This window comes from Chromobacterium phragmitis, from assembly GCF_003325475.1.
GTDB classification, from domain to species: domain Bacteria; phylum Pseudomonadota; class Gammaproteobacteria; order Burkholderiales; family Chromobacteriaceae; genus Chromobacterium; species Chromobacterium phragmitis.
The window spans coordinates 1,741,120-1,768,094 of sequence record NZ_CP029495.1 but is presented as its reverse complement, the minus strand read 5'-3'; the positions used below and the strand labels follow the sequence as shown (position 1 = coordinate 1,768,094).

The 26,975-nt window shown below is 66.1% G+C and carries 28 protein-coding genes and 1 pseudogene; 15 read left to right on the top strand and 14 right to left on the bottom strand.

The window, feature by feature from the left end:
* Positions 1-130 precede the first annotated feature (130 nt).
* Complete coding sequence (locus DK842_RS08385; protein ID WP_114061049.1) at positions 131-862, top strand: BPSS1780 family membrane protein; 732 nt, start codon at positions 131-133, stop codon at positions 860-862.
* Between the two features lie 66 nt (positions 863-928).
* On the opposite strand, the gene DK842_RS08380 is transcribed toward DK842_RS08385, so the two are convergent.
* The 3 genes from DK842_RS08380 to DK842_RS08370 all read right to left on the bottom strand — a co-directional run bounded on the left by DK842_RS08380 (position 929) and on the right by DK842_RS08370 (position 2,641).
* Positions 929-1,600, bottom strand: coding sequence for an O-methyltransferase (locus tag DK842_RS08380; RefSeq protein WP_114061048.1), 672 nt, complete (start codon positions 1,598-1,600; stop codon positions 929-931).
* A 79-nt stretch (positions 1,601-1,679) separates the two neighbouring features.
* Positions 1,680-2,297 (bottom strand): glutathione S-transferase family protein, encoded by a 618-nt coding sequence (locus tag DK842_RS08375; protein WP_114061047.1) that lies wholly within the window; start codon positions 2,295-2,297, stop codon positions 1,680-1,682.
* 74 nt (positions 2,298-2,371) lie between these two features.
* Positions 2,372-2,641: a hypothetical protein gene (locus DK842_RS08370; RefSeq protein WP_114061046.1), complete on the bottom strand. Its 270-nt coding sequence runs from the start codon at positions 2,639-2,641 to the stop codon at positions 2,372-2,374.
* 106 nt (positions 2,642-2,747) lie between these two features.
* Between DK842_RS08370 and DK842_RS08365 the strand changes: the two genes are divergently transcribed.
* The 4 genes from DK842_RS08365 to DK842_RS08350 all read left to right on the top strand — a co-directional run bounded on the left by DK842_RS08365 (position 2,748) and on the right by DK842_RS08350 (position 5,778).
* On the top strand, positions 2,748-3,440 hold the full coding sequence (locus DK842_RS08365; protein WP_114061045.1) for a helix-turn-helix transcriptional regulator: 693 nt from the start codon (positions 2,748-2,750) through the stop codon (positions 3,438-3,440).
* A 108-nt stretch (positions 3,441-3,548) separates the two neighbouring features.
* On the top strand, positions 3,549-3,938 hold the full coding sequence (locus DK842_RS08360; protein WP_114061044.1) for a VOC family protein: 390 nt from the start codon (positions 3,549-3,551) through the stop codon (positions 3,936-3,938).
* On the top strand, positions 3,935-4,303 hold the full coding sequence (locus DK842_RS08355) for a nuclear transport factor 2 family protein (RefSeq protein WP_114061043.1): 369 nt from the start codon (positions 3,935-3,937) through the stop codon (positions 4,301-4,303). Before DK842_RS08360 ends, DK842_RS08355 begins: the two co-directional genes overlap by 4 nt.
* Positions 4,304-4,518: 215 nt before the next feature.
* Entirely contained in the window at positions 4,519-5,778 is a 1,260-nt protein-coding gene (locus DK842_RS08350) for an MgtC/SapB family protein (protein ID WP_114061042.1), read from the top strand.
* A gap of 72 nt (positions 5,779-5,850) precedes the next feature.
* Here DK842_RS08350 and DK842_RS08345 read toward each other — a convergent pair whose 3' ends face one another.
* From DK842_RS08345 to metH, 3 genes are read right to left on the bottom strand one after another with little or no spacing between them, the layout of a single operon-like run.
* Entirely contained in the window at positions 5,851-6,189 is a 339-nt protein-coding gene (locus DK842_RS08345) for a DUF2878 family protein (RefSeq protein ID WP_168194851.1), read from the bottom strand.
* Positions 6,126-6,359, bottom strand: a complete 234-nt coding sequence (locus tag DK842_RS23410; protein WP_168194850.1) for a hypothetical protein — start codon at positions 6,357-6,359, stop codon at positions 6,126-6,128. Before DK842_RS23410 ends, DK842_RS08345 begins: the two co-directional genes overlap by 64 nt.
* Positions 6,360-6,371: 12 nt before the next feature.
* Positions 6,372-10,085 (bottom strand): methionine synthase, encoded by a 3,714-nt coding sequence (metH, locus tag DK842_RS08340; protein WP_114061040.1) that lies wholly within the window; start codon positions 10,083-10,085, stop codon positions 6,372-6,374.
* Positions 10,086-10,207: 122 nt separating this feature from the next.
* Between metH and DK842_RS08335 the strand changes: the two genes are divergently transcribed.
* The 5 genes from DK842_RS08335 (at position 10,208) to DK842_RS08315 (ending at position 17,290) form a co-directional block, all read left to right on the top strand.
* On the top strand, positions 10,208-10,966 hold the full coding sequence (locus DK842_RS08335) for a substrate-binding periplasmic protein (protein WP_114061039.1): 759 nt from the start codon (positions 10,208-10,210) through the stop codon (positions 10,964-10,966).
* A 64-nt stretch (positions 10,967-11,030) separates the two neighbouring features.
* Complete coding sequence (locus tag DK842_RS08330) at positions 11,031-13,172, top strand: UvrD-helicase domain-containing protein (RefSeq protein WP_114061038.1); 2,142 nt, start codon at positions 11,031-11,033, stop codon at positions 13,170-13,172.
* 66 nt (positions 13,173-13,238) lie between these two features.
* Positions 13,239-14,954 (top strand): tetratricopeptide repeat-containing response regulator, encoded by a 1,716-nt coding sequence (locus tag DK842_RS08325; RefSeq protein WP_232538636.1) that lies wholly within the window; start codon positions 13,239-13,241, stop codon positions 14,952-14,954.
* Positions 14,942-15,667 carry a LytR/AlgR family response regulator transcription factor gene (locus tag DK842_RS08320; RefSeq protein WP_114061036.1) on the top strand — a complete coding sequence of 242 codons (726 nt, stop codon included), beginning with the start codon at positions 14,942-14,944 and terminating at the stop codon, positions 15,665-15,667. The genes DK842_RS08325 and DK842_RS08320 overlap by 13 nt, the downstream gene beginning before the upstream one ends.
* A gap of 105 nt (positions 15,668-15,772) precedes the next feature.
* Entirely contained in the window at positions 15,773-17,290 is a 1,518-nt protein-coding gene (locus DK842_RS08315; protein WP_114061035.1) for a sensor domain-containing diguanylate cyclase, read from the top strand.
* 124 nt (positions 17,291-17,414) lie between these two features.
* On the opposite strand, the gene DK842_RS08310 is transcribed toward DK842_RS08315, so the two are convergent.
* From DK842_RS08310 to DK842_RS08300, 3 genes are all read right to left on the bottom strand, one after another.
* The gene (locus tag DK842_RS08310) at positions 17,415-17,843 is read right to left on the bottom strand and encodes an organic hydroperoxide resistance protein (RefSeq protein WP_114061034.1); all 429 of its coding nucleotides are present in this window, start codon (positions 17,841-17,843) and stop codon (positions 17,415-17,417) included.
* Positions 17,844-17,934: 91 nt separating this feature from the next.
* Entirely contained in the window at positions 17,935-18,390 is a 456-nt protein-coding gene (locus DK842_RS08305; protein ID WP_114061033.1) for a MarR family winged helix-turn-helix transcriptional regulator, read from the bottom strand.
* 99 nt (positions 18,391-18,489) lie between these two features.
* The gene (locus DK842_RS08300; RefSeq protein WP_114061032.1) at positions 18,490-18,897 is read right to left on the bottom strand and encodes a hypothetical protein; all 408 of its coding nucleotides are present in this window, start codon (positions 18,895-18,897) and stop codon (positions 18,490-18,492) included.
* A 173-nt stretch (positions 18,898-19,070) separates the two neighbouring features.
* Here DK842_RS08300 and DK842_RS08295 point away from each other — a divergent pair, with 173 nt between their 5' ends.
* Together DK842_RS08295 and DK842_RS08290 are read left to right on the top strand one after the other, a co-directional pair.
* On the top strand, positions 19,071-19,664 hold the full coding sequence (locus DK842_RS08295; protein WP_232538635.1) for a YqiA/YcfP family alpha/beta fold hydrolase: 594 nt from the start codon (positions 19,071-19,073) through the stop codon (positions 19,662-19,664).
* 80 nt (positions 19,665-19,744) lie between these two features.
* Entirely contained in the window at positions 19,745-20,719 is a 975-nt protein-coding gene (locus DK842_RS08290) for a quinone oxidoreductase family protein (protein ID WP_114061031.1), read from the top strand.
* Positions 20,720-20,725: 6 nt separating this feature from the next.
* On the opposite strand, the gene DK842_RS08285 is transcribed toward DK842_RS08290, so the two are convergent.
* Both DK842_RS08285 and DK842_RS08280 read right to left on the bottom strand, forming a co-directional pair.
* On the bottom strand, positions 20,726-21,082 hold the full coding sequence (locus DK842_RS08285; protein ID WP_114061030.1) for a hypothetical protein: 357 nt from the start codon (positions 21,080-21,082) through the stop codon (positions 20,726-20,728).
* A 72-nt stretch (positions 21,083-21,154) separates the two neighbouring features.
* The gene (locus tag DK842_RS08280) at positions 21,155-21,493 is read right to left on the bottom strand and encodes a hypothetical protein (protein ID WP_114061029.1); all 339 of its coding nucleotides are present in this window, start codon (positions 21,491-21,493) and stop codon (positions 21,155-21,157) included.
* Between the two features lie 347 nt (positions 21,494-21,840).
* Between DK842_RS08280 and ompR the strand changes: the two genes are divergently transcribed.
* Together ompR and DK842_RS08270 are read left to right on the top strand one after the other, a co-directional pair.
* Positions 21,841-22,572: an osmolarity response regulator transcription factor OmpR gene (gene ompR, locus DK842_RS08275; protein ID WP_114061028.1), complete on the top strand. Its 732-nt coding sequence runs from the start codon at positions 21,841-21,843 to the stop codon at positions 22,570-22,572.
* A gap of 3 nt (positions 22,573-22,575) precedes the next feature.
* Positions 22,576-23,910, top strand: coding sequence for an ATP-binding protein (locus DK842_RS08270; RefSeq protein ID WP_168191855.1), 1,335 nt, complete (start codon positions 22,576-22,578; stop codon positions 23,908-23,910).
* Here DK842_RS08270 and DK842_RS08265 read toward each other — a convergent pair.
* The gene (locus DK842_RS08265) at positions 23,870-24,292 is read right to left on the bottom strand and encodes an EamA family transporter (protein ID WP_114061027.1); all 423 of its coding nucleotides are present in this window, start codon (positions 24,290-24,292) and stop codon (positions 23,870-23,872) included. The two genes, DK842_RS08270 and DK842_RS08265, sit on opposite strands and share 41 nt — an antisense overlap.
* 100 nt (positions 24,293-24,392) lie before the next feature.
* On the opposite strand from DK842_RS08265, the gene DK842_RS08260 reads away from it, so the two are divergent.
* Complete coding sequence (locus DK842_RS08260) at positions 24,393-25,256, top strand: LysR family transcriptional regulator (protein WP_114061026.1); 864 nt, start codon at positions 24,393-24,395, stop codon at positions 25,254-25,256.
* On the opposite strand, the pseudogene DK842_RS08255 reads toward DK842_RS08260, so the two are convergent.
* Positions 25,253-26,031, bottom strand: a pseudogene (locus DK842_RS08255) (DMT family transporter). The gene DK842_RS08260 and the pseudogene DK842_RS08255 overlap by 4 nt on opposite strands.
* Positions 26,032-26,090: 59 nt before the next feature.
* Positions 26,091-26,975 carry a methylated-DNA--[protein]-cysteine S-methyltransferase gene (locus DK842_RS08250; RefSeq protein WP_114061025.1) on the bottom strand — a complete coding sequence of 295 codons (885 nt, stop codon included), beginning with the start codon at positions 26,973-26,975 and terminating at the stop codon, positions 26,091-26,093.

The window sequence follows — 26,975 nt, the reverse complement described above, 5'->3', positions numbered from 1 at the left end:
TTTAGGCCTTTCCCGGCAACCGGCCGCCGCGCCGCGAATTGAGTACAATCAAGCATACCCGTTGCTCAACGCCAATCCAAAGGCATAATCAAACAACATTCCGCGCCCCGGCGCGCCCACGGAGAACCCCATGCAAGACCCCAACAGCCTCCCCATCCCCCGCAAAGTCGCCGCCGGACGCGGCTGGCGCTGGTTCGTGGAGGCGTTCCAGATCGTCCGTCTGCAGCCGCTGACCTGGGTGCTGCTGACCCTGGTCTACATCCTGATCCAGATCGGCCTCAGCATCATCCCCCTCCTCGGCGATCTCGCCAGCGCGCTGATCGGCCCGGTGTTCGCCGCCAGCTTCGTGCTGGCCGCCGCCAAGTCCGAGCGCGGCGAGGAGCTGGAACTGGCCGACCTGTTCGCCGCCTTCCGCCAGATGCCCGGCCCGCTGCTGCTGCTGGGCGCGATGCTGATCGGCCTGATGCTGGCAATCATCGTCGCCGGGGTGGCGCTGGGCGCGTCCGGCGGGCTGATGACGGCGCTGCTGGGCAAGGGCAGCATCTCCGACACCGGCATCGGCGCCGGCGCGGTCGCGTTGCTGGTCATCGTCGCCGGCGTGGGCGGCGCGCTGTTGGGCATGGCTTACTGGTTCGCCCCGGCGCTGGTGGCGCTGAGCCGCCTCAATCCCTGGCCGGCGCTGCGCACCGGCCTGAAGGCCGGCCTGCGCAACTGGCTGCCGCTGCTGGTGGTCAGCCTGGTGCTGATGGTCAGCTGCGTGCTGGCGCTGCTGCCGCTGGGTCTGGGCCTGCTGCTGTGGATTCCGGTGGCCTCGGTCACCGCCTACACCGGCTGGCGCGACGTGTTCGGCCCGCAACAATAAGCCCTCCTCGACAAGAAAACGGGCAGGGCCTCGCGGCGCCTGCCCGTTTTTCCATCCGCGCGCCCCTCAGCGCTCGACGATGGCCAGCGCGAAACCGTCGTAGCCCTTGCCGCCCACGGTCTGGATCGCGGTGGCGGACAGCCGCGGATGGCTGCCCAGCATCTCGATGAAGCGGCGGGTGCCGACGATGGCGGGATCGGGATTGTCGGCGTTGGCCACCTCGCCCTGGCGCGCGACGTTGTCGCCGACGATGACCGTGCCCGGCCGCGACAAGCGCAGCGCCAACTCCAGATAGACCGGGTTATTGGGCTTGTCGGCGTCGATGAACACCAGATCGAACGGCGGTTCGCCGTTTTCGATCAGCCGCTGCAGCGAGTCCGCCGCCGCACCCTGGATGATGTCCACCTTGCCGGCCACGCCGGCGCGGGCCAGATTGGCGGCCGCCACTTCGACATGCCTGGACTCGTACTCCAGCGTCACTAGGCGGCCGTTTTCCGGCAGCGCGCGCGCCAGCCAGATCGTGCTGTAGCCGCCCAGGGTGCCGATCTCCAGAATCCGCCGCGCGCCGTGGATGCGCGCCAGCAGGTTGAGGAATTTTCCCTGGTTGGGCGCCACATTGATCGCAGGCAACCCGGCCGCGGCGCTTTCCGCCAGCGCCGCCTCCAGCGCGGCGTCCTGATGAACCAGCTGTCGGCAGAAATAATCGTCCACTTCGTTCCAGCGCAAGTCTTGCATCATGCATCCTCTTTTTTAGCGATAAATGGCCGCCCTCAAGACGGCGGACAACTTCAACTCCAAACCCGGCTCCGTCCGCGCGTCATGCCACGCCCTCGCCGCCGTGGGCCTGGTAGGCGGGGCGACGGCGCAGGCGTTCGAAATAGGCTTCCGCTTTCGGCAAGGCAGGCTTGTCGAACGGCGTCAGCAGCCAGCGCTGGACGGATAGGCCCAGCGCGATGTCGGCCAGGGTGAAGGCGTCCCCCAGAATCCAGCGCTCACCCAATTGCGACTCCAGCGCCGCCATCTGTTTGTTCCACGCCGCCGCGCTGTCGGCGATGCGCGCCGGATCGCGGTGGTCGGGGCTGTTGCGGCTCAGCGCGTGGAAGGCGTAGACCCAGGCGGGATTCAAATCGGCGGCCTGCCAGTCCATCCAGCGCTCGACTTGCGCCCGCCCGGCCGGATCGGCCGGCAACAGATCGCCGCGGCCATGCTTGGCGGCCAGATAGCGGCAGATGGTGTTGGATTCGGACAGCGCCGTGTCGCCGTCCACCAGCGCGGGGATTTGCGCGAAGGGATTCAGCGCCAGAAACTCAGGATCGCTGACAGGCCGAAAGCCGCGCCCCCAGTCCTCACGCTCGTAATCGAGGCCGATTTCATGGCAGGTCCACAGCACCTTGCGGACGTTGATCGAACTGCTGCGGCCGAGAATGCGGAGCATGGCGGCTTCCTAGAGAAGGGAGAGCCGCCAGTATAATCCGATTCATGCCGTATGATTATTTCGCCGTCGCGGCGCTAGGCGTCCTCCAGCCCCGCCCGCAACAAACGGGCGTGCAGCACCATGTTTTCCAGCGTCAGCCGGGCGGTGGCGGCCAGGTAGACCAGCATGCGCTTGGCCTCGTCCGGCTCCTCGGCGCGGAACACCAGCTCCCGCTCCAGCAGCGAATCGACGATCAGCTCCCGCAGATTGCTTTCATCGAACGGCAAGTCGGCGTAATCGATCGGGTCCTCCGACTCCACGTCCTCCATCAGGCACAACAGGCTTTCGCGATTGAGCATGTCCATGGTCCCCTCCCGCATGACGGCCCGCCGGGCCCTTGATTCAGTGTAGCCGCCCGCGCGTTGGCGCTACACTTGGCAACCCCGCAACCGACGATCCCCCCCATCTCCCATGCGCAAAGCCGAACGCCTGTTCCAACTGGTCAATCTGATCCGCGCCCGCCAGCCCATCACCGCGGCGGAACTGGCCGAACGCCTGGATGTGTCGGCGCGCAGCATCTACCGCTACATCGACGACCTATCGGTCAACGGCATCCCGGTTTACGGCGAGGCCGGCGTGGGCTACCGGCTGGACGAGAACTTCGAGCTGCCGCCGCTGACGCTGACCTCGGCCGAGCTGGAAGCGCTGACGCTGGCGATGGACATGCTGTCGCGCGCGGTGGGCAACGACCTCAGCCGCGCGGCGCAAAGCCTGCTGGCCAAGATCTACGCCAGCCTGCCCGACGCGCGCGCCAGCGACGGCGATGGCGCGGTGCTGGCCTTCACCGAGCCTTTCGACGCCGCGCACAAGGCGCGCTGGGACCAGCTGCGGCAGGCCATTTCCGAGCGCGCGGCGCTGGAGATCGACTATCTCAGCCTGGCGCAGGCGCGCACCCGGCGCGCGGTGTTTCCGCTGGGCCTGCTGTACTGGGGCGGCAAATGGACGCTGGTGGCCTGGTGCGCGCTGCGCGGCGATTACCGCAGCTTCCGCGTCGACCGGATCCAGTCCCTGCGGCGGACCGAAACGCCGCCGCCGCCGGCCCATGCCAGCCTGGCCGACTTCCTGCGCCGGCAACAGGAAGCTTGGCGGCTGGAGAGCCACTGACAGCACGCTGTCAGCAGGGGGGGACTAGACTTCATCCCATGTCGAAAGCGACAGCGCGGACTGGCCCCTCGCTCCCGCGCCACCCACCCAATATGCAAAGGACCTCAAGTGAACCACGCGCCCTTCACCGCCTGCCTCGCCGCGCTCGATATCGACGCCACCCTCGATTTCTTCGAGTCTCTCGGTTACGGGGTCACGCGCGACAGCATTTCCGAGCACGAAAACGTGCACATGATCAGCGAAAACGGCCGCATGCTATTCATGGTCCAACCCGTAGCCGAAGCCAATGCCTTCATGCCGCGGCTCCCCGCCCGCGACACTTCGGCCAGCGCGATGTTCTACCTGTACGTGGAGGATATGATCGCCAAGCTGGACCATGTGGGCGACAAGATCGACATCATCGCCAAGTATGAGGACGACCATTGCCGGGTTTGCTATTTCCCGGACCCCAATGGCTATGTGTTCGCCTTCGTCGAAATGACTGGCGATGCCTCGTGAAAACGCTATCGCCAACGCTGGAATGCCTGCTGTCGCTTGAAGAGGGCGTCTGGCGGGCCTTCGTCGCCGGCGATCCCGACGCCGACGCCGCGTTGCTGGCAGACGACTTCGTCGGGGTCGACCCCAGCGGCTTCGCCAACCGGGACGGGCACGTCGCGCCGCTGCGCGCCGGCCCCGCCGCCGCCGGCTATCGGCTGGACCAGGAACGGCTGGCCTGGGCCGCGCCCGAAGCCGGACTGCTGTGCTACCGCGCCCGCTGGCGTCAGCCCGGCGGCGAATGGGAAACCATGTTCGTGTCCTCGCTGTGGCTGCGCCGCGACGGCCGTTGGCGCAATGTGTTCAGCCAGGACACTCCCGCCGCCTGAACCGGCCGCCGCGCTTATCCACAGCCGCCTTTTATTTTCCGATTTACCCACAGCGTTTCACCGCGGCGGTTGCCGCCCGTCCTCCACAGGCGCATCTTCGCCACAGGACGGCCATGATCATCCCGCATCAGCCTTGCCCATGTCCGCGCGTAGCCCCAAGCCCGATGACGGCGTATGCTGAAGACATCCTCGTCCGCATGCCGGGAGGCGCGAACATGATCTACCCGGACTGGCTGCCGCCCGAAGCCACCCAGGTCATCGTGGTGCTGTTTCTGTCCTTCCTGCTCGGCCTGGAGCGGGAAGAACGCAAGCACAACGGCGACCCCTACGCCTTCGGCGGCGTGCGAACCTACCCGCTGATCGGCCTGATCGGCTACGCGATGGCGGCGTTGTCCGGCGGCGAGTTGCTGCCGCTGACGCTGGGCTTCGTCGTGGTGGCCGCCTTCCTGCTGCTGTCCTACTGGCACAAGCTGGACGCCGCCGGCCTGGCCGGCATCACCGGCCAGATGTCGGCGCTGGCCACCTACCTGATAGGCGCGCTGGTGTTCCGCGAGCTGTTCTGGCTGGCCACCACGCTGACCGTGGCCAGCCTGTTGCTGCTGGAGTTCAAGAGCGGTCTGGAAAGCCTGGCCCGGCGCATCGATCCGGCCGACATCCTCACCGTCACCCAGTTCCTGCTGCTGGCGGCGGTGATCCTGCCGCTGCTGCCCAACGCGCCGCTGGGCCGCTTTCACGTCAACCCGTTCCAGACCTGGCTGGTGGTGGTGGCCGTCAGCGCGGTGTCCTACGGCAGCTATCTGCTGCAGCGCCTGCGCCAGGACCACAGCGGCGTGCTGCTGGCCGCGCTGGCCGGCGGCGCCTATTCATCCACCGTCGCCACCGTGGCGCTGGCGCGCCGCTCGGTGGAGGCCGGCGCCCCCAGGCTGTACGCCGGCGCCATCCTGATGGCGTCCGGCATCATGTATTTGCGGCTGGGCGTATTTCTGGCGTTGTTCAATCCCGCGCTGCTGCAAAGGCTGTGGCTGCCCTTCCTCGCGCTGGCGGCTGCGGCGCTGCTGGGCGGCTGGCTGTGGGCGAAAAGCGCCCGCGCCGCGCCGGCAGGCCAGAACGGCGGCTATCGCCCGCGCAATCCCTTGGAGCTAGGCGCCGCCTTGCTGTTCGCGCTGATGTTCCTGGCCATGCTGGCCGCCACCCGGCTGGCCAGCCAATATCTGGGATCGTCCGGCGTCTACGCGCTGGCCGCGGTGATGGGCGTCAGCGACGTCGACCCCTTCATCATGGGCATCACCCAGTCCACGCCGGCGCTGATGCCGCTGCCGGTAGCCGCCTCGGCCATCCTGATCGCCGCCGCGGCCAACAATATCGCCAAGGGCATCTATGCCCGCGCACTGGGCGCGCGCGAAGCGGGAGGACAAAGCCTGCTGCTGCTGCTGGCGCTGGCCGGATTGGGGCTGCTGCCGCTGGCCTGGGTATGAACTGGCTTACCCACAGCCATGCCGCGCGCGGAAAGTTATCCACAGTCGCGCGCCTTGGCGTTCCGATCGCGCCTAACCCGCCTGGGCTCTACCCTCAATCCGCGGCGCCGCCAGCCTCAACGTCTGCGGCAGCAGCCACCCCCACAACAGCGCCAGCAAGGGCAGCAGCAGCCACCAGGCCACGCCGGGCTGCAGCGCCTGCGACTTGAACGCCGCGTAGCGCGCCAACGCCGCGTAGCGCGCCAACGGCGCGGCGACCGCGCCCAGCAACATCAGCAAGCGCGGCCGTGGCCGCCAGGATTGCAGCAGCCACAGCCACCAGCAGGCGAAACTGAGCCACCACACCATCATCCATAGCGGCAACGCGCCGACGCCGACGAAACGCAGCAGGCCGGACGCCGCCAGCGCCAAGTCAAGCAGGCAGCCAGCGCCCGCCCGCGCATGCCGCCAGGCAGGGCCTCCCACAGCAGCAACGCCGCGGCCAGCGTCACCATCACCCAACGGTCACGGCACAGCGTCAGCAGCAGCCACCAGCCGCCGAAAGCGAGACTGGCGAGAACGGGTTTGATCCAAGGCCTCATCGCTGCCGCGACCTAGGCGTCGTAGCCCAGATTCGGCGCCAGATCGCGCTCGGCCTGCTCGATGCTGACGCCGCGGCGCTCGGCGTAACTGGTTACCTGGTCCTTCTCCACCTTGCCGACGCCGAAGTAGCGCGATTGAGGATGGCTGAAATAGAAACCGGACACCGCAGCAGTCGGCAGCATGGCGTAGCCTTCGGTCAGCGTCATGCCGATAGACTGCGCGTCCAGCAGCTTGAACAAGTCCGTCTTCACCGTGTGGTCGGGGCAGGCCGGGTAGCCGGGCGCCGGACGGATGCCGCGGTAGAGCTCGTCGATCAGGCCTTCGTTGTCGATCTGCTCATCGGCGGCATAGCCCCAGAACTCGCGTCGCACGCGGGCGTGCATCAGCTCGGCGAAGGCCTCGGCCAGGCGATCGGCCAGCGCTTTGAGCAGGATGGCCGAGTAGTCGTCGTTGGCGTCTTCAAAACGCTTCACATGCGGCTCGATGCCGATGCCGGCGGTGACGGCGAAAGCGCCGATGTAGTCTTCCACGCCGCTGTCCAGGGGAGCGATGTAGTCGGCCAGCGCCCAGTTGGCCTTGCCGTCGGTTTTGGGCAGCTGCTGGCGCAAGCCGACCCAGGTCATCAGGCTGGCGCTGTTGTCCGGGTTGCGGATTTCGATGTCGTCGCCATTGACGCTATTGGCCGGGAACAGGCCGATCACCGCGTTGGCGGCCAGCCAGTTCTCGTCGACGATCCGCTTCAGCATGACTTGGGCGTCTTCATACAGCGCGCGCGCCGATTCGCCGACGATCTCGTCATTCAGGATGCGCGGGAAGCGGCCGGCCAGCTCCCAGCTCTGGAAGAACGGCGTCCAGTCGATGTAGGCGGCGATCTCGGCCAGCGGATAGTTCTCGAAGCGGCGCACGCCCAGCCATCGCGGCTTGGGCGGAACATAATCTGCCCAGTCGATTCTCTCTTTGTTGGCGCGGGCCGCCTCCAACGAGACCACCTTGCGGTTGGCCTTGTTGGCGTGGCCTTCGCGCGCGCGTTCTTGCTCGGCCAGGTTTTCGGCGACGAAGCCGTCGCGCAGCGTGTCCGACAGCAGATTGGAGCAGACGCCCACCGCGCGGCTGGCGTCCGGCACGTACACCACCGGATGCGCATAATGCGGCGCGATCTTCACTGCGGTGTGCACCTTGGAGGTGGTGGCGCCGCCGATCAGCAGCGGGATGTCGAAGCCCTGGCGCTGCATTTCCTTGGCGACATGGCTCATCTCTTCCAGGCTGGGGGTGATCAAGCCGGACAGGCCGATGATGTCGGCCTTATGCTCGCGCGCGGCGTCGAGGATGGTCTGGCACGGCACCATCACGCCCAGGTCGATCACCTTGTAGTTATTGCAGCGCAGCACCACGCCGACGATATTCTTGCCGATGTCGTGCACGTCGCCCTTGACCGTGGCCATGATGATCACGCCCTTGGCCGGCGCGTCGGCCAGACCCAGGCGGATTTTCTCTTCCTCGATGAAGGGCTCCAGATGGGCGACGGCGGCCTTCATCACGCGGGCGGACTTCACCACCTGCGGCAAAAACATCTTGCCGGCGCCGAACAGATCGCCCACCACGTTCATGCCGTCCATCAGCGGGCCTTCGATCACGTGGATCGGCCGCTCGCTCTTTTGCCGCACTTCCTCGGTGTCTTCGACGATATACGTCGTGATGCCCTTGACCAGCGCGTGCTCCAGCCGCTTTTCCACCGGCAGGGCGCGCCAGGCCAGGTCTTCGCCCTTTTTCTCGCCGGCGGCCTCGCCCTTGAACTTCTCGGCCAGTTCGATCAGCCGCTCGGTGGCGTCACCGCCGCCCTTGGGATGGCGCATCAGCACCACGTCTTCGATGCGCTCGCGCAGCTCGGCGTCGACCTCGTCGTACACCTCCAGCGCGCCGGCATTGACGATGCCCATGGTCATGCCGCGCTGGATAGCGTGATACAGGAACACCGCGTGGATGGCCTCGCGCACCTTGTTGTTGCCGCGGAAGCTGAAGCTGACGTTGGACACGCCGCCGGAAATCTTGGCGTGCGGCAGGTGCTGCTTGATCCAGCCGGTGGCCTCGATGAAGTCCAGGCCGTAACGCGCGTGCTCGTCGATGCCGGTGGCGACGGCGAAGATATTGGGGTCGAAGATGATGTCTTCCGGCGGGAAACCCACTTCGTCCACCAGGATGCGGTAGCTGTGGTCGCAAATCTCGATCTTGCGGGCGTAGGTGTCGGCCTGGCCTTTCTCGTCGAAGGCCATCACGATCACCGCCGCGCCGTAGCGGCGGATCAGCCGCGCCTGCTCGACAAACTTGTCCTTGCCTTCCTTCATCGAGATCGAGTTGACGATGCCCTTGCCCTGTATGCATTTCAGGCCGGCCTCGATCACTTCCCACTTCGAGCTGTCGATCATGATCGGCACGCGGGCGATGTCCGGCTCGCTGGCGATCAGGTTCAAAAAGCGCACCATGGCGGCGTGGGCGTCCAGCATGCCCTCGTCCATATTGATGTCGATGACCTGGGCGCCGTTTTCCACCTGCTGCCGCGCGACATCCAGCGCGGTGGCGTAGTCGCCATTGAGGATCAGCTTGGCGAAGGCGCGGCTGCCGGTGACGTTGGTGCGCTCGCCCACGTTCACGAACAGGTCTTCGTCGCCGATATTGAACGGCTCCAGGCCGGACAAGCGGCACTTGGCCTCGATGGCCGGCAGCGCGCGCGGCGCGACGCCGGCCACTGCCTGGGCGATGGCGGCGATGTGTTCCGGCGTGGTGCCGCAACAGCCGCCGACGATATTGATCAGGCCCGATTCCGCCCATTCCCGCACATACTCGCCCATCGCCTGCGACTCCAGGTCGTAGCCGCCGAAGGCATTGGGCAGGCCGGCGTTGGCGTGCACCGAGACATAGGTGGCCGACACCCGCGACATTTCCTCGACATACGGCCGCAGCAAGTCAGGGCCCAAGGCGCAGTTGAGACCGAAGCTGACAGCGTTGGCGTGCGACAGCGAGTTGTAGAAGGCTTCCGTGGTCTGGCCGGTCAGCGTGCGGCCGGACTGATCGGTGATGGTTCCGGACACCATGATCGGCAATCGCGGCGTGTCCGGACGCTCGTCGAAGTATTGATGAATGGCGAACACGGCCGCCTTGGCGTTCAGCGTGTCGAAGATGGTTTCGACCAGCAGCAGATCCGCGCCGCCGGCTACCAGGCCGTCTATCGCCTCGCTGTAGCTCTCCACCAGTTCGTCGAAGCTGACGTTGCGGTAGCCGGGGTCGTTGACGTCCGGGCTGATGGAACAGGTGCGGTTGGTGGGGCCGAGCACGCCGGCGCAGAAGCGCGGCTTGGCCGGGTCCTTGGCGGTTTGCGCCGCGCACAGGTCCTTAACCAACCGGGCCGCTTCGCGGTTGATCTCCCACACCAGCCCCTCCATCCGGTAGTCGGCCATGGCGATGGAAGTGGCGTTGAAAGTGTTGGTCTCGATGATGTCGGCGCCGGCGTCCAAGTAAGCCTGGTGGATGCCGCCGATCACGTCGGGACGGGTCAGCGCCAACAGGTCGTTATTGCCTTTGACATCGCAGATCCAGTCGGCGAAGCGCTCGCCGCGATAATCAGCTTCGCTCAACTGATGACGCTGGATCATAGTGCCCATGCCCCCATCCAGGATCAGGATGCGTTGCGACAGGTGCTGAAAGACAGGATGGGGTAATGGTTTTGTCATAGCGCTGGCTGGTATTTTGTCCAATAACGAAATCAAATACGGATCGGCATGCTTCAAATCATCTTAACATCGCCATCCACCGGGTCAGACCGCAGGCAATAGAATATTGAGAGAGTAACTATATGGCCAGTTTGCATAAGAAATGGCTGTTGCCGCTGCTTTTATTTTCTCCCCTGGTCCAAGCCGAGCCATCTGCATTGCGAATCGGCGTCTCGGATACCGACGCGGCGCCCATCGCCGTGCTGTCCGAGGACGGGGCGGCTCTGACCGGCGGCCTCGCCCGAGATCTGGGCACGCTGCTGGCGGACGAAATGGGCATGAAGCCGCAATTCACCTTATTGGCGCGACGCCGGGTGGAGCCGTCGATAGAAACCGGAAAAGTCGACATCATCTGCAACGCCAATCCGGACTGGTACAGCAACTCCGCCCGCTTGGGCTGGAGCCATGAAATCTATCCGCTGGTAGAGCGCGTGCTGTCGCTGAAAAGCCAGCCTACCATACGCCAGTTCGACGACCTGGCCGGCAAACGCATCGGCACCATCCATGGCTACCATTACCCCGCGCTGGAATACCTGTGGGCCAGCAACCGCAGCGAGCGCACCACCGAAGCCCGCTTCGACCTGTTGTTCAAATCGCTGGAAAAAAGGCTGAGCGACGCCGCGGTCGTCACCGAGCTCACCTATGTCTGGTGGGCGCGCGGCCACGCGCAGGAGGCCGCCAATTTCCGCATCCATCCGCTGGTGGTGTCGTCCCAGCCCACCATGTGCGCGTTGTCGCTGCATTCGCCGATCAAGCTGGATGCGCTGAACCGGGCGATCGAGCGCCTGCACAAGAGCGGCCGCCTGAAGACGCTGATGTCGCGCTATCTGTGGCAGGAGTAGGCCGGGCCGCCGCTGCCGGGACGCATGCTAAAATGGCGTTTTTGCAGCGAAAAAGCGTCCCGACATGAGCGATCTGTTAGCCGGCCTGAATCCCGAACAAAAGCGCGCCGTCACCTGGCCCGCCAAGAGCGCGCTGGTACTGGCCGGCGCCGGCAGCGGCAAGACCCGGGTGCTGACCACCCGCATCGCCTGGCTCTTGTCCACCGACCAGACCTCCCCGGCCGGCATCCTGGCGGTGACCTTCACCAACAAGGCGGCGCGCGAAATGCAGACCCGGCTGTCGGCGATGGCGCCGGTCAATGTCCGCAATATGTGGATCGGCACCTTCCACGGCCTGTGCAACCGCTTCCTGCGCATCCACTACCGCGACGCCGGCCTGCCGCAAACCTTCCAGATCCTCGACTCCGCCGACCAGCAGGCCGCGATCAAACGCCTGCTGAAAAGCCTGGAGCTGTCGGACGAAAAATACCCGCCGCGCGCGGTGCAAAGCTTCATCAACGGCAGCAAGGAAGCCGGCGTGCGCGCCGAGTCGCTGCCGCCGGCGCTGAACCCCTACGAGGCCAAGCTGGTCGAGCTGTACGCCGCCTACGACGCCCAGTGCCGGCGCGAAGGCGTGGTGGACTTCGCCGAACTGCTGCTCAGAAGCTACGAGCTGCTGTCGCGCAACGAGGCGCTGCGCGCGCACTACAGCAACCGCTTCTCCCACATCCTGGTGGACGAATTCCAGGACACCAACCGCCTGCAATACGCCTGGCTCAAGCTGCTGGCCGGCGAGCACGGCGCGCTGTTCGCCGTCGGCGACGACGACCAGAGCATCTACGCCTTCCGCGGCGCGGAGGTCGGCAATATGCGCGCGCTGCTGTCCGACTTCCACGTGGCCGAGCCGGTGCGGCTGGAGCAGAACTACCGCTCCATGGGCAACATCCTCAACGCCGCCAACGCGCTGATCGAGCAGAACGACGGCCGGCTGGGCAAGAGCCTGTGGACCGATGCCGGCGAGGGCGACAAGATCCGATTCTTCCAGTCCGGCAGCGACGGCGAAGAGGCCGAGTTCATCGTCGACGAGGCCAAGAACCTGCACCGCGACGGCCTGGCGTTGTCCGACATCGCCGTGCTGTACCGCTCCAACGCGCAGTCCCGCATCCTGGAGCACGTGCTGGTCAATGCCCAGATTCCCTACCGCATCTATGGCGGCCTGCGCTTCTTCGAACGCCAGGAAATCAAGCACGCGCTGGCGTATTTGCGTCTGGTGGCCAACCCGGACGACGACAATGCCTTGCTGCGCGTGATCAACGTGCCGGCGCGCGGCATCGGCGCGCGCAGCGTGGAAAACCTGCAAGCGGTCAGCCGCGAGCAAGGCGTCACCCTGTGGCAGGCCGCCTGCCAGAGCGGCGGCGGCCGCACCGCCGCCAAGATTGGCGAATTCGTCTTGCTGATCGAGAAAATGCGCGAGCAGAGCCGCGACTTCAGCCTGGCCGAAACCATCAGCCTGGCGATAGACCGCAGCGGCCTGCGCGACATGTACGAGCAGGACAAGAAGGACGGCGAGGAGCGGCTGGCTAACCTGGACGAACTGGTCAACGCCGCCGCCAGCTTCCTGCCTGACCAGCCGGAACAGGCGCTGACCGAATTCCTGTCCGCCGCCAGCCTGGAAGCCGGCGAGCACCAGGCCGACGCCGGCAGCGACGCCTTGCAACTGATGACGGTGCACGCGGCCAAGGGCCTGGAGTTCGACGCCGTGTTCGTCAGCGGCCTGGAAGAAGGCCTGTTTCCGCACGAGAACAGCGTGATGGACGGCAAGGGCCTGCAGGAAGAGCGCCGGCTGATGTACGTGGCCATCACCCGCGCGCGCAAGCGGCTGTATCTTTCCAGCGCGCAAAGCCGCATGCTGCACGGCCAGAGCCGCTACCCCATCCCGTCGCGCTTCATCGACGAGATTCCGGCCGAACTGATCCATTCGCTGTCTGCTACAGTGAAATCACCCGTTGCGCCGCAGCAGGCGCGTCGCGCCGCAGCCATGCCGCGCCGGCAGGCGGACAACGCCTACGGCCTGTCCATCGGCCAGGCGGTCAGCCACGCCAAGTTCGGCGTCGGCGTGGTGATAGACGCCGAGGGCAACGGAGAAGACGTGCGCTTGCAGATCAATTTCGCCGAACACGGCGTCAAATGGCTGGATCTGCGCTACGCGAAACTGAATCCGGCCTGAGCCATCGCAAGCGCGCCGCCGACACTGCCATTCGCAAACCACAGGACAGCCAGCCGACGAGGCGTCATGAGCGAAACCACTCCCACCCCGGCGGCGGCGCCGGAACCAGTCCACCACATGAAAGCGGCGCCCGCTCGCAGCGCCGCCTATGAGAATCCCTACGCCAAGCGGCTGTTCCTGATCATAGACAGCCTGCCGCAGATGCAGCGGGCGCTGGCGATGACCCTGTCGTCCTTCGGCGCCAACTCGGTCGAATACGCATCCAAGGCCAGCGACGCGCTGGCCAAAATGGCCAAGTACGAGTTCGACGTGGTGCTGTGCGACTACGATCTGGGCAACGGCTATGACGGCCTTTACCTGTTCGAGGAAATCCGAGAGCGCAATCTGCTCAAGCAGTCCTGCGTATTCATGGTCGTCACCGGCGAACGCCGCGCGCAACGGGTGATCTCCGCCGCAGAACTGGCGCCGGACGACTATCTGCTCAAGCCGTTTACCGGCGAGGTGCTGCGCGAACGGTTGGAGCGGGCGATGCGCAAGCGCGAGGCCTTCAGGCTGGTGGACGAAAACATTCTGCGCCACGACTACCTGGCCGCCATCGAGTCCTGCGGCCGCAAGATAGAGGAAAACGGCGAGTTCGCCTTCGACTTCATGCGGCTCAAAGGATCATTGGCGCTGAAGATCAATGATTTCGACACCGCGCGCGACGCCTATATGCAGGTGCTGCGGATCAAGCCCGCCACCTGGGCCAAGATGGGCCTGGCCAAGGCGCTGGCCGGACTCAAGTCCTACGACGAGGCGCGGCTGCTGTTCGAAGCGGTGCTGGCCGACAACAACCAGGTGATGGAAGCCTACGATTGGCTGGCGCGGCTCTATCGCGGCCATCATGACCTCAACCGCGCCCAGCACACGCTGCAAACCGCCGCCGACATGTCGCCGGTGGTGTTCCGCCGCCTGCAGCAGCTGGCTCAGGTGGCGGTGCTGAACAAGGATCTGGCCACCGCCGAGACCGCCTGCCAGCAAACGCTGGACATCGCCAAATACACCTGGCACCGCAGCCCCACCCACTACGCGGCGCTGGCACGCGTGCAGATGGCACGCGGCGACAACAGCAACGCCGGCCGCACGCTGGCCAATCTGCGCCACGACTATCGTTACAACGAGGAAGGCGAATGGCTGGCCAACGTGGTGGACAGCCAGTTGCAAGCCAAGAACGGCAACGCCGACAAGGCGCGCGAGCTGTTGAGCGCCGCCGACGAGCGCTTCAAGCAGCTGGCCTCCAAGCTGGGCGAGGAGTCGCAACTGGAATACGCGCGCGCCTGCTACCAGCAGGGAAGAGACATTCAGGGCAATTCGGTGATGGAATACCTGGTGCGCAACCACCACGACGACGAGGACATGCTGGCCCACTTCGGCGACATGTTCGAGGAAATCGGCCTGGGACAGGCCGGCCGCCAGTTGATCGCCCAGAACGTCAAATCGGTGCTGGAGCTGAACAACCAGGCGGTGCGCGAGGCGCAATCCGGACAGTTCGACGCTGCGATCGAACGCTTCGTCAAAGCGCTGGAGGAGATGCCCCACAATGTGCAGATCATGCTCAACCTGGTCAACGCGGTGCTCGCCTACGTCAGCCAGAACGGCTGGCACGAAAGCCATATGCGGCGCGCCTACGAATTGCTGGCCAAGGTGAAGGAAATCTCGCCCACCAACAACAAGTTCCAGAAAATATTGCAATCCTGGCGCGTGCTGGTGGACAAGATGGACAAGCCGCAATGGGCGCTGTGAGCGGGCTGCGGGTGCTGGTAGTGGACGACGAGGCGCTGGCGCGAGAACGTTTGCGTCAGCTATTGGCCGACTGCGGCGTGGCCGATATCCATGGCCTGGAAGATGGCCGCTCGGCGCTCGGCTGGCTGGAGGCGCACCCTGTGGACGTGCTGCTGCTGGACATCAGCATGCCCGACCTTGACGGCATGGCATTGGCGCGCCAGCTGCGGCAGCGCACGCTGCCGCCGGCGCTGGTGTTCACCACCGCCCACGATCACTTCGCGGTGGAGGCCTTCGAGCTGGACGCCGCCGATTACCTGCTCAAGCCGGTGCGGCGCGAACGGTTGGAGCAGGCGCTGCAAAAAGCCCAGGCCAGGCGCGAAGGCAAGCGCGCCGCCGGTTTCACCGTGCGCCAGCGCGGCCGCCTGCTCCACGTGCCTCTCGCCGACGCGCGCTACCTGAAGGCGGAGCTCAAATACGTCACCCTAGTCACGCCAAACGGCGAATATCTGCTGGACGACGCGCTGGTGGCGCTGGAACAGCGGCTGGGCGAAGAGGCGCTGCGGATCCACCGCAATTGCCTGGTGATGCGCCACGCGGTGCAAGAGCTGTTTCGCGGCGAGGGCGGCGCCGAAGAACATTGGCTTGTCAGACTGCGCGACATTCCGACGCCGCTGCCGGTCAGCCGCCGACAGATTCACGCGTTGCGCGCCGCGCTGAGCGTATCCGATTGATTACGTACTATTACTTAAAACCGGCTTTACCCGATTTATTGCTAAAAAATAGGCAGCCGTTCTTATAGAATCGTTCATTGCTGAATATATGTCGATGGTTTTAACATGCACGCAAGACTGGTCTATGCCGGCTGCCTTGTCCTATGGCTGATACTGAGCGCGCTGGCGGCGCTGTCCATCGCCAGCCGCTCCCTGCTGGGCGCAGAACAGCAATTCAACAGCCAGTTGCAGCAGTTGACCGAGCAGCTCAAGCAGCGTCTGCTCACCAATGAAACCATTCTCGACAGCTACGCCACCTTCAGCTCAGTCGATCACCGCGGCGACGGCCGCCAGAATCATCCCTTCGTTTCCCAGCTGCTGCGCCGCTATCCCCAGATCACCTCGCTGGCTCGCGTCGAGCGCGTGCCTGCCGGCCAGGCCGCCACTTACAGCCACGCGCTGCAGCTGGACTACGGACTCGCATATCGATTGCGCGGCTTCGATGAAAAACGCCCGCTGCCCAAACAGGAGGCCTACTTCCCCCTGACCCGCGCCGAGCCGCCGTCCCAGGCCAACCTGCGGCTGGTGGGAAGAGACATCTGGCAACAGCCGCAACTGCGCGAAGCCTTGCAAGAGAACATCAACAGCGGGCGCACCGCCTTGTCCCGCCAACTGCGGCTGCCGCCGCAAGGGGATCCCGGCTATGCGCTGCTGCGCAGCGTCGACGACCATCAAAACGACCAGTTGATCGGACTGCTGCCCCAGCATTTCGCGATGCTGTTCATCCGCGCCGATTCTTTGCTGCCCACCGACATCGCGCTGCCTCCGGGCATGGAGATCAACCTGCGCCATCGCGACGATCCGCTGCAGCCCCAATCCGGCATCTCCCTGCGCCTGGGCGACGCCCATCCCGGCGCGCTGGAGAAGCTGCTGTTTCCGCGGCTGGAAACCAGCCAGCTGCTGGGCGGCGCCAGCCAGCCGTTGCGGCTGACGCTGAGCTGGCAACAAGGTTGGGCGCAGATAGGTTGGTTCGAATGGGCGGTATGGCTGTCGCTGTCGCTGCTTCTGGGACTGGGACTGGGACTGGCTGGCTTCAGTTTCGTGCGCAGCAGCGACAACCGCCGCCAGCGCGAACAGCAGCTGTTCCATCTGGCCAACCACGATAGGCTGACCGGCCTGGCCAACCGCAACTTGTTCTACGACCGGTTGCAGCACGCGATCACCCGGCTGGACCGCAGCGGCAAGCGGCTGGGGTTGCTGTTCCTGGACCTGGATCGCTTCAAGCCGGTCAACGACACTTACGGCCACGTGGTCGGCGATCGGGTGCTGCAGCTGATAGCCGCCCGCATCCGCGACGTGGTCCGCAACGAGGACACCGTCGCCCGCATCGGCGGCGACGAATTCGTGATCCTGATGGAGGACATCGAGTCCAACCGCGAGGCGGACAAGGTGGCGGCGAGGCTGAAGCAGGCGATACAGATGCCTTACCAGGTCGACCATCACCGCGTGCTGGTCGGCGTCAGCATAGGCATCGCCTACTATCCCGAGGATGGGCTGCTGATAGACGAGCTGCTGGCGGTGGCCGACCGCAAGATGTACGGCAACAAACAATCGCCCAGCCGCCAATCCGAGAACGTGGGCTGATCGCCATCCGATTCATTGACCAATCGAAACGGGCCGCCATCCAGTCAGCCCGTTTCGCCGAATCGGCCCAGCCTTGGCTAGCGGCATTCGGCAATCGCTAACATCGGCAGGCTGTCAGCCGCGCTTAAACCAGCGTGAGCTCCACTTCGATGTTGCCGCGGGTGGCGTTGGAGTAGGGACAAATGCCGTGCGCGGCATCGATCAGCTTCAGCCCCGCCTCGCGCTCGATGCCCGGCAGCGACACCGCCAGCTTGGCGGCGATGCCGAAACCGTGGGCGATCGGCCCGATCGATACTTTGCCGGTCACCGACACCTCGGCCGGCAGACGCACGCCGGTTTGCTGCGCGGCCACTTTCAGCGCGCCGATGAAGCAGGCCGAATAACCGGCGGCGAACAACTGCTCCGGATTGGTGCCATCGCCGCCCAGGCCGCCCAGCTCGCGCGGGGTGCTCAACTTGGCTTTCAGCGCGCCGTCGCTGGATGCGGCCTGGCCATCGCGGCCCCCGGTGGCGGTCGCCTCGGCGGTGTACAACACTTTTTGCAGTGGGTTCATCTTGCTTCTCCTTCATCGGCTCTTGGCCGTCGCGGTTGAAATAGTACACTATTAAATAGTGCACTATTAAATTAACAAAACTCGGATGGGTTCATTGCAGCAACTGGTCGCGCAAATCGCACAGCGACTGCCTCAGCTTGGCGATGTCGCCCGCCGCCAAGCCGCTGCGGCACAGCAACTGCGCCGGAATCTCCTGCGCCAAGGCGCGCAAGCCTCGCCCCGCCTCGGTCAGGCTCGCGATCACTACCCGTTCGTCGCTCGGCAGGCGTTTGCGCTCAAGCCAGCCAGCCGCCTCCATCCGCTTCAACAACGGGGTCAGCGTCGCCGAATCCAGGTACAACTTGTCGCCGATGTCGGAGACCGAGCGCTCGTCCTGTTCCCACAACACCAGCAACACCAGATACTGCGGATAGGTGATGCCCAGCGGTTTCAGGCTGTCTCGATAGGTCTTGTTCATCGCCAGCGACGCGGAATACAGCGCGAAGCACAGCTGTTGGTCCAGCTTGAGCAAGTCGTCCGCTTGCGGACAGGGTGTTTCTCGTTCCATGTCCGCATATTAAATAGCGCACTATTTAATTGCAAGCTATTAATTTCCAGCCCGCAGAAAACAGCGGCGCGCCCGCCACTGGCTGGCGCGCAAAAGGCGTCAGGCGGCTGCCCTCACCGGCCCGCGGCCCAGGTCCGCCAAAGAACGGCACACCTGATGCCAATCGCCCAGACTGCGCACGCCCTGCAGTATGATGCGCGCCAGCGCTTCGTTGCAGACCGAGGGACCAAACTGCATCAGCATTTCGTGCAGCGCGAAACGCAGCGTATGGCTGTCCTGCAGCAGCGCGTCCACTTCCTCGTGAACAACCTGGCTGACCCGCATGTCGCCCAGCGCGTCCAGCTGTACCTGGTGGCGCGGACAAAAGCCGGAACGAATCAGCGCCAGATCGTCGTTGATGTCCTCGGCGAACAGCAGCGCGCTGTGCTGCAGATAGCCGCAGGCGACGATCAGGCTCTCCAGCGAATGCGGGGCGACGGTGGGGCCGCTTACCGGAAGGGTGGTCATGTGGTTTCTCCTCTTGTAATTGGATTTTCCGCCTATTTGAGCATCGCTCTCATTGGCATGACAATGGCTCGATCATTTCGGTTGCCGGCTTTTACGCCAGATTTACAAGGAAATTAAGCACTTGCCATCGAGACAAAGCTGGGCCGGCGTCGTACCATCGAGACAACTACCAATTGGCCGACATCATGCACATCGTCTATCTACATGGCTTCAATTCCGGACCGCAATCGCTGAAGGCGGGCGAAACCGCCGCCTGGCTGCGCGAACACGCGCCCGACATTTCTCTGCATTGTCCGCGGCTGTCGCCGCACCCGGCCGAGGCGATCCGGCAAGCCGAACAGCTGCTGTCCGGCTTGCCGGCCGACGCCTTGCTGATCGGCAGCTCGCTGGGCGGCTTCTATGCCACCCACCTCGCCGAGCGCCACGGCCTGCCCGCGGCGCTGATCAACCCGGCGGTGCGGCCGGACCGGGACCTGGAGCGCTTCCGCGGCGAACAGACCAACCCTTACACCGGGGAGGTTTACACGCTGGGAAACGACGACTTGCGCGCGCTGCTGGCGCAGAAGACCGACGCGCCCGATAACGGACGCTACTGGCTGCTGCTGGGCAGCCGCGACGAAACGCTGGACTGGCGCGAAGCGGCCGTTCATTACCGCCATAGCCGGCAAACTGTATTCAACGGCGATGACCACAGGCTGAACAACTGGCCCAAGGTATTGCCGCAGGTTGTCGCCTGGGGGCGCCGACAACTGTCCACGCCCGCTTGACGGGCCGTTCAAGCGGACCGTCTTGCCGCGCGTCCCCGCGCGGGCGCAGACTGGCCATCTCACAACGCAAAGGAAACGCCATGAGCCAAGCCATCGTCTTCGCCGAAACCGGCGGCCCGGAAACGCTGCGCCTGCAGGATGTCCAGGTCGGCCAGCCCGGCCCCGGCCAGGCGCGGATTCGCCATGCCGCGATCGGCGTCAACTTCATCGATACCTACTATCGCAGCGGTCTGTATCCATTGAGCTTGCCCAGCGGATTGGGCAGCGAGGCGGCCGGCGTGGTGGAGGCGGTGGGGGAGGGCGTGGCATGGCTGAGGCCGGGCGACCGCGTCGCCTACGCCAGCGGCCCGCTGGGAGCCTACTCCACCGAGCGGTTGATCGCCGCCGAGCATCTGGTCAAACTGCCGGAAGGCGTTTCCGACGACACCGCCGCCTGCGCGATGCTGCAGGGAATGACCGTCGAATACCTGGTGCAGCGCGTCTTTCCGGTACAGCCCGGCCAGACCGTGCTGTGGCATGCCGCCGCCGGCGGCGTCGGCCAGATCGCCCTGCAGTGGCTGTCGGCGATGGGCGTCCACGTCATCGCCACCGTGGGCTCGCCGGCCAAGGCCGAGATCGCGCGCGCGCTGGGCGCGGCGCACGTGATCCTGTATCGCGAGGAGAATGTGGCGCTGAGGGTGCGGGAGATCACCGGCGGCAAGGGCGTGCCGGTGGTATTCGATTCGGTGGGCAAGGATACGTTTGAAGCTTCGCTGGACAGCCTGGGCCCGCGCGGCGTGATGGTGACGTTCGGCAACGCGTCCGGCCCGGTGCCGGCGGTATCGCCGCTGGAGCTGACCCGCCGCGGCTCGCTGTTCCTGACGCGTCCCCGGCTGGGCGACTACATCGCCACCCGCGCCGAGCTGGAGGCCTCATCCGGCGCGTTGCTCAGCCGGCTGCGGGACGGAACGATCAAGCTCGCGCCGTCGCGCGCCTATCCGCTGGCGGAAGCGGCCCGGGCGCACCGCGATCTGGAAGCCCGGCAAACCACCGGCTCCATCATCCTGCGGCCCTGAGCCGGGCTACTCGGCCAGCGGCAATCCAGGCGGCCGCTCGCATCCGGCCCCGCGGCCGCAAGCTTCCGCCGGCAGGCGTTCGTCTATGCAGACGCGCCGTTGCGCGCCCAGCATGCCCTCGCAAGAGGCCTGGGCCGCCACCAGCGCCTCGCAGCGCTTGGCGTCGCGCTGCCGCTGGCAACTCAACGGCGGCGTGTAGCGGGACAAGCAATCCCGCCGCTTGCCATCGGCCACATCCTGGCAACTTCGCCACCCCAGCAAATTGGCCTGGCAGCGCTGGGGCGCGAGCGCTTCCGCGCAATCCTCTGCCGCCCCGCGCGACTCGAACGGAAGCATGGACAAACCGCACAGCAGCAGAGCCATTCCCGTCCGCCCGCCAGTGCCCAGCCTTCCCCCTTGCCTCATTGCCTTGTCCTTTCCCGAGCGGACGACGAATCAATCGGATTGGTTTTGCAACTGCTCCTGCCGCCGTTTATCCTGCCAAAAATTAGGCCGGCTGGGTACTGACTTGACGTGCCCGTCCGGCGGCGGCAACAGGCGGTTGGACTGATGCTGGACCGGATCGAAACCCATGTCGCCGTTGCGAGCCGCCTCCCGCTGGCGCAGATTGCGCAGCCGCCGACTGTTGGGACATGGCTGATCGTCGCCGCACGCGCGCGCCGACGGCCGGCCCTCGGCATGTCTGCCAGGACCGTGCGGCGGCTGCGGCTGCGCCTGCGCCAGCGGCGGGACTGACAGGCAGCCCAGCGCAAGCATGATCAGATATCGTTTCATGTCGACATTCTATCCTGTCTATCGACCGCGCTGCCATCGCCGCTCGGGACGGTCAAAGGCAGGCGCGACAAGGTGGCGGACACGGAGCGGCGGCGAGGGTGGCCGTGACCCGGCAGGGGCGGATTTGGCCAGCGTCATGAAAATATTGCATATTTCCCACCTGAAACGACTTTCGCGCCGGCCATTTGTTCCAGCTTAAGCGCAAGCGTTTGCTCGGACGTCAATGGAGAGGTCACAATTGTTAACGACTGTATCGCGACGTGGCGGCTTAACATCTGTAAAAACAAGGCGCCCCAGCGCGCGCCAGGCCGCGCTAAGCTGGCAGCCGGAACTCTAAGGAACAGCATATGGAACACAATAAAATCCTGGTCGTCGACGACGATGCCAAGCTGCGCGAACTGCTGACCCGCTACCTGACCCAGCAGGGCTACATCGTGGAGACGCTGCCCGACCCCAAGGACCTGGACCGCAAGCTGGCGCGCAACCGCCCCGACCTGATCGTGCTGGACGTGATGATGCCTGGCGAGGACGGACTGGCGGTGGTGCGGCGGCTGCGGGCCCAGGGCGAATCGCTGCCGGTGATCATGCTGACCGCCCGCGGCGAGGACATCGACCGCATCCTGGGCCTGGAAATGGGCGCCGACGATTACCTGCCCAAGCCGTTCAACCCGCGCGAGCTGACCGCCCGCATCCAGTCGGTGCTGCGCCGCCATCACACCACGCCGGCGCTGGCCGCGCTGCACAACGCCGACGACGTGGTGGAGTTCGGCGAATTCGTGCTCAACCTCGGCCAGCGCGAGCTGCGCCGCGCCGGCCAGCCGGTGTCGCTGACCAGCGCCGAATTCGCGGTGCTGTCGGTGCTGGTCAGCCATCCGCGCCGCCCGCTGACCCGCGAGCAGTTGATGGAGCTGGCCCTGGGCAAGGGCAACGGCGAATCGCTGGACCGCAGCATAGACGTGCACATCTCCCGCCTGCGCAAGGCGCTGGAAAACGGCGACGCCGACGGCCAGCTGCGCTACATCCAGACGGTGTGGGGCTACGGCTACGTGTTCGTGCCGGACGGCTCGCCCAGGGAGTAAGCCTTGTTACGCAAGCTGCTAGGCTCGCTGTTCTTCCGGCTGGCGCTGCTGGTGGTCACCGTGGTGATCACCACCCAGCTGTTCACCATCTGGCTGGCCAACAACGAGCGCCACAAGCTGTTGGAGCGCCAGCTGTACATCCAGGTGCTGGACACGCTGTCCTTTCTCGAGGACTCGATGACCGGCATGGTGGATGAGGAGCGACAGGCCTTCCTCGACAACTACAACCGACCCGGCCTGCCCAGCTTGCTGCCGTTCAACGCCGACCGCGGCCAGCAGTTCAGCGAAGACTTGCCCAAGATAGGCGCGATGCTGGCGCAGCGGCTGTCGCACGACCTGAACGAGCCGGTGCAGGCGCACTACGCGCGCCGGCCCGACCACAGCGAGCTGTGGGTGCATGTCCATGTGCTGGACCAGCCCTACTGGCTGGTGATCCCCTTCGGCCGCTACCGCGACCGGATGCTGAACCCGATGCTGCAGGCGTCCTTGCTGGCCGCCGCCTTCGCCACGCTGCTGGCCTCGCTGATGGCCTGGCGCATCACGCGGCCGATCAGCCAGGTGGTGCAGGCCAGCCGCCAACTGGCGGGCGGCTCGATGCCGCAGGCCATCGCGGAAACCGGCCCGCGCGAGATGCAGCTCTTGGCGCACAACTTCAACGGCATGGCGCTGGCGCTGGACAACGCCGCGCGCGAGCGGCGGCTGATGCTGGCCGGCCTGTCGCACGATTTGCGTACGCCGCTGACCCGGCTGAAGCTGACGCTGGAGATGCAGGAGGCCAGCACCGATCAGCACGACATGCTGTCCGACATCGACGAGCTGTCGCGGATCGTCCGCCAATTCATCGACTTCGCCCGCGCCGAGGAAACCAGCCGGCTGGAGCCGGTGGCGCTGGCCGACCTGGCCGCCAGCGTGGCCGCGCGCTTCCGCCGCGAGGACATGCCGCTGCAGCTGGACATCCGCGACGAAATCGAGCTCAAGGCCGACGCGCTGGCGCTGGAGCGACTGCTGAGCAATCTGCTGGAGAACGCGCGGCGCTACGGCCGGCCGCCGGCCATCATCCGGCTGGAAAAGGCGGGCGGCGACGCGATGCTCAGCGTGATCGACCACGGCGACGGCATCCCCGCCGCGCTGCGCGAAACCGCGCTGGCGCCGTTCGAGCGGCTGGCCGAGCACCGCGGCACCGACGGCGGCAGCGGCCTCGGCCTCGCCATCGTCTCGCGCGTGGTCAAACAGCATGGCGGCGCGCTGGAGCTGACCGACGAGGACGGCGCGTTCAAGGTGGCCATCCGCCTGCCGCTCAACGAAAGCGCAGCATCATCCACAAGCCAGCCAGGCTGAGCCCCAAGCCGGCCAGCCGGCCCGGCGACAGGCTCTCGCGGAACAGCCAGTAGCCTATCGGCAGCAACAACGCGGCGCTCAGCACATTGGCGCTGAGCGCCGCGTACCCCAGGTTCCAGCCAGCGCGATAAGCCAGCAAGAATCCCATCTCGATGCCCAGGATGCCCAGCGCCACGCCCAGATTGCTCCAGCCCAGCGCCGACGGATCGCGCTGCCCGCCCGGCAGCCACCACATGCCGGCCAGGCATAGCGCCAGCGCCAGCGCCAGGCCGTAACTGACCGCCAGCGAAAAGAAGGGATTCAAATCCTGCGGCAGTTGCTTGATCGACAAGTGGTAAACCACGGAGCCGGCCACAGCCAGCAATATCGCGGCGAAAAACATTTCCCTCTCCCAACCATGGTTCGCGTTCAGACAAGATGCTAAACATTCGACCTGGTTATAGGTAGACTGGAAAAATGAGCGACTGCTATAAGAAAATCATATGGCCAGCGATCTAGACACCTCCCTGTTGCGCGCCTTGGCCGCGGTGGCCCGCCACGGCAGCATCAACCGCGCCGCCGCCGCGCTAGGCCGAACCCAGCCGGCGCTGAGCCTGCAATTGCGCAAGCTGGAGCAGCATTGCGGCCAGCTCCTGCTGCAACGCTCCACCCGCGGCGTGACGCTGACCGCCGCCGGCAAAACGCTGCTGCCTTTCGCCGAGCGCATCGTCAGCCTGGCCGAGCAAATGCTGCCCGAACCGGCCTCCTGCGCGCCGCAACGCTGCCGAGTGGGCCTGATCGAGGATGTGGTCAGCCGCCATTTGCCGCGGGTGCTGGCGGATTTCGCCGCCGTCCGTCCCGAGCTGAAGCTGGAGGCCAAAGTCGCGCCGGGGAGGGAACTGGCCGCCGCCTATCGCCAGGGGGAGCTGGACATGCTGATCGCCAATCCGAGGCTATGCGGGCTGGAACAGCCGCCGGCCTGGTCCATGGAATGCCCGCTGCCCTGGCTATCCGCCGGCGGCGCCATGCCAGACGGGCCGGAGCTGCCGCTGGTTCTGTTCGCCGCGCCTTGCAGCTGGCGCGACGCGATGCTGCAGGCGCTGGGTTTGGCCGGACGGCCTTATCGGGTGGTGTTCGAAAGCTCCAGCCTGCTGGCGGTGACCGCGGCGCTGGAAGCGGGGCTGGGCGTAGGCGCCCTCTTGTCGGACATGGCCGGCGACGACTTGCGCCCACTGCCGCCCGACAGCTTGCCGGCTTTGCCGCCCGTGCCGCTGGCGCTGTTCCGCCAGCCGGCGCGGGACGGCGACCCCGCGCTGGACACGCTGAGCCGGCTGTTCTTCCGCGAACTCAGCCGGCTGCCCGGCTAGCGCCGCCATCCCAGCAGCAACACGCCGCCCAGAATCAGCGCCGCGCCCAGCTGCATGGCGCCGCCGACGCGCTCCCCCAGGAAAACCGCCCCCCATAACACGCCGAACACCGGCACCAGATAGGTGACGGCGCTGGCCCGGGTGCGCCCAGCCGGTTGATCAGCCGGTAATAAATCAGGTAGGCCAGCGCGGTGCAAAACGCCGCAAGCAGCAACACGGCCAGCCAGGCCTTGAGCGGTGCCGGGCCCGCCGGCCAGGTCCACCACGCCAACGGCAGCATCAGCAGCGCCGCGCTGAACAGGCCGCCGCCCGCGGTCGCCAGCGGCGGCATGCCGGGCAGCCAGCGCCTGGCCATATGCCCGGCCCAGCCGTAACTGGCCGTCGCGCCCAGCATCGCCAGCGCCGGCAAGCCGGAATGGATGTCGAAGCGGGCGCCGTGCCCCGCCAGCAAGACCAGCCCCAGGCCCAGCCCCGCCGCGCGCGGAACGGCCAGCCGCTCTCCCGCCAGCGGCCACGCCCACAGCGCGGTCATCAACGGCGTGGTGGCGTTGAGCACCGAGGCCATGCCGGCCGGCAACGACAGCTGCGCCCAGGCGATCAGGCTGAAGGGAAACGCTGTCAGAAACACGCCGACCGCCGCGACCGGCCGCCAATTGTCCCGCCACAGCGGCCACAAACCCCGCCGCCACAACAGCGGCAGCAACAGGCAGGCGGCCAGGCCCACCCGCAGCGCGATCAAGGGCAAGGGGCCGAAAACCGGCGCCGCCACCCGCATGAACAGGAAAGAGCCTCCCCACAGCGCCGCCAGCAGCGTCAGCCAGGCGAGCTCTCCGCTCAGGCGGTCCATGCCGCCCGCTCCGCGCCCGCCAGCCTGGCGCATTCCCAGCCTATCAGGTCCAGCTTGCGCTCCTCGCCCCAGCGGTAGCCGCCCAACGCGCCCGCGGCGCGGATCACGCGGTGGCAGGGAATCAGCCAGGCCACCGGATTGGCGCCCACCGCGTTGCCCACCGCGCGCGCCGCGCTGGGCCGCCCCATGCCCGCGGCCAATTGGCCGTAGCCTATCAGTCCGCCGTACGGCACGGCTAGCAATGCCCGCCACACCTGGATCTGGAAATTGCTGCCCTGCACCCTGAGCGCCAGCGGCGGACCGCCGGCGGCCTCCAGCGGATCGAACAGCCGGCGGCACAGCGCGCGTCCCAGTCCCTCCCGCCATCGCAGCGCGGCGTTGGGCCATTGCCCGCGCAGCCAGGCCTCACCGGCGGCTTCGTCGGCGACGAATTGCAGCGCGCACACGCCGCGCGCGGTCTGCGCCAGCAGCGCCGGGCCGAAACGGGTGGCCTCCACGCTCCAGCCGATGTCCAGCCCGGCCCCGCCGCGCTGGTATTCGCCCGGCGTCATCGCCTCCAGCGTGACGAAGAGATCATGCAGTCGGCCGCCTCCGGACAAGCCCAGCTCATGCGACAGCGGCAGCAGCGGCTCGCCAGCGGCCAGCCGCGCCTTGGCCGCCTCGCAGGTCAGCTGCTGGATGAAGCGCTTGGGACTGACGCCGGCCCACTGGGTGAACAAGCGTTGCAGCCGCGATTCCGACAGGTGCAGCTCGCCGGCCAGATCGGCCAGCCTGGGCTGGGCGTCGGCATGGGCGACCAGATAGCGGATCGCGTCGCGGACGCGGGCGTAATCGCGGCTGCTTTCCGCCGCCGCGGGCAGGATGGCTTCCAT

Excerpts from the sequence above, each read along its gene's own strand:
- DK842_RS08385 (WP_114061049.1), top strand. The coding sequence starts at position 131 with ATGCAAGACCCCAACAGCCTCCCCATCCCCCGCAAAGTCGCCGCCGGA.
- DK842_RS08380 (WP_114061048.1), bottom strand. The coding sequence starts at position 1,600 with ATGATGCAAGACTTGCGCTGGAACGAAGTGGACGATTATTTCTGCCGA.
- DK842_RS08375 (WP_114061047.1), bottom strand. The coding sequence starts at position 2,297 with ATGCTCCGCATTCTCGGCCGCAGCAGTTCGATCAACGTCCGCAAGGTG.
- DK842_RS08370 (WP_114061046.1), bottom strand. The coding sequence starts at position 2,641 with ATGGACATGCTCAATCGCGAAAGCCTGTTGTGCCTGATGGAGGACGTG.
- DK842_RS08365 (WP_114061045.1), top strand. The coding sequence starts at position 2,748 with ATGCGCAAAGCCGAACGCCTGTTCCAACTGGTCAATCTGATCCGCGCC.
- DK842_RS08350 (WP_114061042.1), top strand. The coding sequence starts at position 4,519 with ATGATCTACCCGGACTGGCTGCCGCCCGAAGCCACCCAGGTCATCGTG.
- DK842_RS23410 (WP_168194850.1), bottom strand. The coding sequence starts at position 6,359 with ATGAGGCCTTGGATCAAACCCGTTCTCGCCAGTCTCGCTTTCGGCGGC.
- metH (WP_114061040.1), bottom strand. The coding sequence starts at position 10,085 with ATGACAAAACCATTACCCCATCCTGTCTTTCAGCACCTGTCGCAACGC.
- DK842_RS08335 (WP_114061039.1), top strand. The coding sequence starts at position 10,208 with ATGGCCAGTTTGCATAAGAAATGGCTGTTGCCGCTGCTTTTATTTTCT.
- DK842_RS08330 (WP_114061038.1), top strand. The coding sequence starts at position 11,031 with ATGAGCGATCTGTTAGCCGGCCTGAATCCCGAACAAAAGCGCGCCGTC.
- DK842_RS08325 (WP_232538636.1), top strand. The coding sequence starts at position 13,239 with ATGAGCGAAACCACTCCCACCCCGGCGGCGGCGCCGGAACCAGTCCAC.
- DK842_RS08320 (WP_114061036.1), top strand. The coding sequence starts at position 14,942 with ATGGGCGCTGTGAGCGGGCTGCGGGTGCTGGTAGTGGACGACGAGGCG.
- DK842_RS08315 (WP_114061035.1), top strand. The coding sequence starts at position 15,773 with ATGCACGCAAGACTGGTCTATGCCGGCTGCCTTGTCCTATGGCTGATA.
- DK842_RS08310 (WP_114061034.1), bottom strand. The coding sequence starts at position 17,843 with ATGAACCCACTGCAAAAAGTGTTGTACACCGCCGAGGCGACCGCCACC.
- DK842_RS08305 (WP_114061033.1), bottom strand. The coding sequence starts at position 18,390 with ATGGAACGAGAAACACCCTGTCCGCAAGCGGACGACTTGCTCAAGCTG.
- DK842_RS08300 (WP_114061032.1), bottom strand. The coding sequence starts at position 18,897 with ATGACCACCCTTCCGGTAAGCGGCCCCACCGTCGCCCCGCATTCGCTG.
- DK842_RS08290 (WP_114061031.1), top strand. The coding sequence starts at position 19,745 with ATGAGCCAAGCCATCGTCTTCGCCGAAACCGGCGGCCCGGAAACGCTG.
- DK842_RS08285 (WP_114061030.1), bottom strand. The coding sequence starts at position 21,082 with ATGGCTCTGCTGCTGTGCGGTTTGTCCATGCTTCCGTTCGAGTCGCGC.
- DK842_RS08280 (WP_114061029.1), bottom strand. The coding sequence starts at position 21,493 with ATGAAACGATATCTGATCATGCTTGCGCTGGGCTGCCTGTCAGTCCCG.
- ompR (WP_114061028.1), top strand. The coding sequence starts at position 21,841 with ATGGAACACAATAAAATCCTGGTCGTCGACGACGATGCCAAGCTGCGC.
- DK842_RS08265 (WP_114061027.1), bottom strand. The coding sequence starts at position 24,292 with ATGTTTTTCGCCGCGATATTGCTGGCTGTGGCCGGCTCCGTGGTTTAC.
- DK842_RS08260 (WP_114061026.1), top strand. The coding sequence starts at position 24,393 with ATGGCCAGCGATCTAGACACCTCCCTGTTGCGCGCCTTGGCCGCGGTG.
- DK842_RS08250 (WP_114061025.1), bottom strand. The coding sequence starts at position 26,975 with ATGGAAGCCATCCTGCCCGCGGCGGCGGAAAGCAGCCGCGATTACGCC.